Here is a 2,163-nt window from a genome sequence, read left to right as displayed (position 1 = left end):
ATCGACGGCGTCGGCGAACTCATGCGCCTCGATCGTGCAGCCCTTCGTGAACGCGGCCGGGTAGAAGTACAGCACGACCGGACCCTTCTTCAACGCGCTCGCGAGTGAATAGTCGAAGACATTCCCGCCCAGCGACGCCTGCGTCGTGAAAGCCGGCGCCTGATCGCCCGGCTTCAGGGTTGCATAGGCAACCAGCGCATAAGCCCCGAGCGCGGCGCCTAGCGACAAACCCAGCAACTTCCCCGCAAACTTTCGTTTCATGACACTCCCTTCGTTTTGATTGGGTATTTTGTTCGGGTAATACGTGCGCGCTACTCCACCCGATGCGCGCCGAACCACGTGGCGGCCTCGAACTGCAACTCGGCAAGCACGACCGGCGTCAGTACAGCAAACCCGGCATTCGAGCCGGTACTCGAATCGAGCTCCGGCGCATCGCCCCGTTCGGCTGCCTGCGAGATCCGCAACAACGCGCCAAGCGGTCCGCTGCCTTCGACGATCGCGTCGCAAATCTCCCTGGACAACTTCAGCAACTGGATGATCTCGACGGGCGGCAGATCCACGACCACATGCACGAGCGAAAAGATGCCGGTCATGAAAGCCGCATCGGCGAATTCTTCATTCGATGGCTGCATGACGCGCGCCGCCAGCTCCATGAAGCGCGCGCGTGTGCCCACGAGCTGCACGAGCGGGTCCGAGCGCCACGGCAAATGGCGTCCATCGGCGTACAGCAGCAACTGCGTCCAGCGTGAAATCTGCCGCGTGCCGGTCGCCGCAATCGCCTCGCGCAGCGACGAAACCGGACGTGCCAGCTTGAACGCGCTTGAATTGGCAAGACGCAGCAACTGCACGACCACATTTGGATTGAGCTTGAGTTCGGCTTCGAGTTCCGCAATCCCGGGTTCGCCCGACAACACGCCGAGCAATCGCAACAGCGCGGTGCGCGATGGATTCGAGCGTCGCGTCACGAGCACCTGCGGACGCGCGAAGAAATAACCCTGGAACAGGTCGAAGCCGAGCTTGCTGGCTTCATCGAAGTCCTGGTGGGTCTCGATCTTCTCTGCAATCAAGGTCTTGCCGTGACGCTTGAGCGTGGCCGCGAGTTCCGGAATATGGGCACGGTCAGCGGCGAGAAAGTCGATCTTCACGTAATCCACGTAAGGCAGCGCTTCGTGCAGCGGTTCGGTCAGCGCGACGACATCGTCGAGGGCGAACTGAAAGCCTGCCGCGCGCAATTGCTCGCAGCGCTTGAAAAGCCTGGCGTCGAAGGTGACGGTTTCGAGGATTTCGAGCACGAAGCGCTCGGGCGGCATGATGTGGACGATGTCATCGAACAGCAGGTCGCGGTTCATGTTCACGAAGCCGCGATGATCGCCGAGCACGGCCGACAGACCGATCTCACCGACCGTTCGCGCCACGACATGAGCTGTGGCCTGGACATCGTCGAAAATGCGCGCGCGATTGTCGGGGCTGTCGCGAAAAAGCAGTTCGTACGCATGCAGCGCGCCCTTGCGATCAATGATCGGCTGGCGCCCCAGATAGACACTTTCCGGTTCGCGGGGTGCGGACGAATCAGCGGACAGGTCAGCCTGTCCATCAGCAGAATCGCCTGGCGGTGGCGTGCGATCAACCGGCTGCATTGATCGATCCGATGGCTTCATTCCGTGCCGCGTGCTTGCAGGCGCACCCCGGACACGCCGGAGACCGGCGCGGCGTGATGCTGGCGTTGGCGGCGCGCGGCTTGTGGTCCGGCTGTGACGATCGGCTTGGGGACACGGTCATGGCGTACGGCAAATGGAACGGTAACAACTGGATAACGGCGACGGAGGATGAATGATTCGTGCCTCCTCCAGCCCCACTCTACCCCAAATCCGGGTAGTGACAAATTGCTTCAAACCCGCTGGCATGAAGGCTTTCAGCCGCGCGGCCATTCTTCTAAAGAATTCAGCGACACAACCGTTAACTTGCAAAGAACAGTCCGACTCGCGGCTGCCGGCACTTCCGGCGGCTTGCGTCAGCATCGCCGGCAATCCTCCAGCACTACGATGCGGCGCGCGCGCCGGACAGCGCGTGCCGCGCTTCCGAAGGCCAGGCGCGCGTTCAGACAGGCCAAACCAGACAACATGCAAGTAAAACGGACACGCGCTCAGCGCTTCAATGCATGGC

At 61.8% G+C, this 2,163-nt stretch carries 3 protein-coding genes; 1 reads left to right on the top strand and 2 read right to left on the bottom strand.

Features of this window, described 5'->3' with window-relative positions; translation table 11 throughout:
- Both ACFFAR_RS31465 and ACFFAR_RS31460 read right to left on the bottom strand, forming a co-directional pair.
- Positions 1 to 261: redoxin domain-containing protein (locus ACFFAR_RS31465; RefSeq protein ID WP_375509256.1), on the bottom strand; the 261-nt coding region annotated here is incomplete at its 3' end.
- 50 nt (positions 262 to 311) lie between these two features.
- Positions 312 to 1,637, bottom strand: coding sequence for an EAL and HDOD domain-containing protein (locus ACFFAR_RS31460; RefSeq protein WP_082771296.1), 1,326 nt, complete (start codon positions 1,635 to 1,637; stop codon positions 312 to 314).
- Between the two features lie 11 nt (positions 1,638 to 1,648).
- Between ACFFAR_RS31460 and ACFFAR_RS31455 the strand changes: the two genes are divergently transcribed.
- Entirely contained in the window at positions 1,649 to 1,834 is a 186-nt protein-coding gene (locus tag ACFFAR_RS31455; RefSeq protein ID WP_075357100.1) for a hypothetical protein, read from the top strand.
- The last annotated feature ends 329 nt before the right edge of the window (positions 1,835 to 2,163 follow it).

Origin of the sequence: uncultured Caballeronia sp. (assembly GCF_964243625.1) — a bacterium.
Taxonomy (GTDB): Bacteria; Pseudomonadota; Gammaproteobacteria; order Burkholderiales; family Burkholderiaceae; genus Caballeronia.
The sequence above is the reverse complement of the archived record's forward strand: the minus strand, read 5'-3'. Positions and strand labels throughout refer to the sequence as shown.

Excerpts from the sequence above, each read along its gene's own strand:
- ACFFAR_RS31460 (WP_082771296.1), bottom strand. The coding sequence starts at position 1,637 with ATGCAGCCGGTTGATCGCACGCCACCGCCAGGCGATTCTGCTGATGGA.
- ACFFAR_RS31455 (WP_075357100.1), top strand. The coding sequence starts at position 1,649 with ATGGCTTCATTCCGTGCCGCGTGCTTGCAGGCGCACCCCGGACACGCC.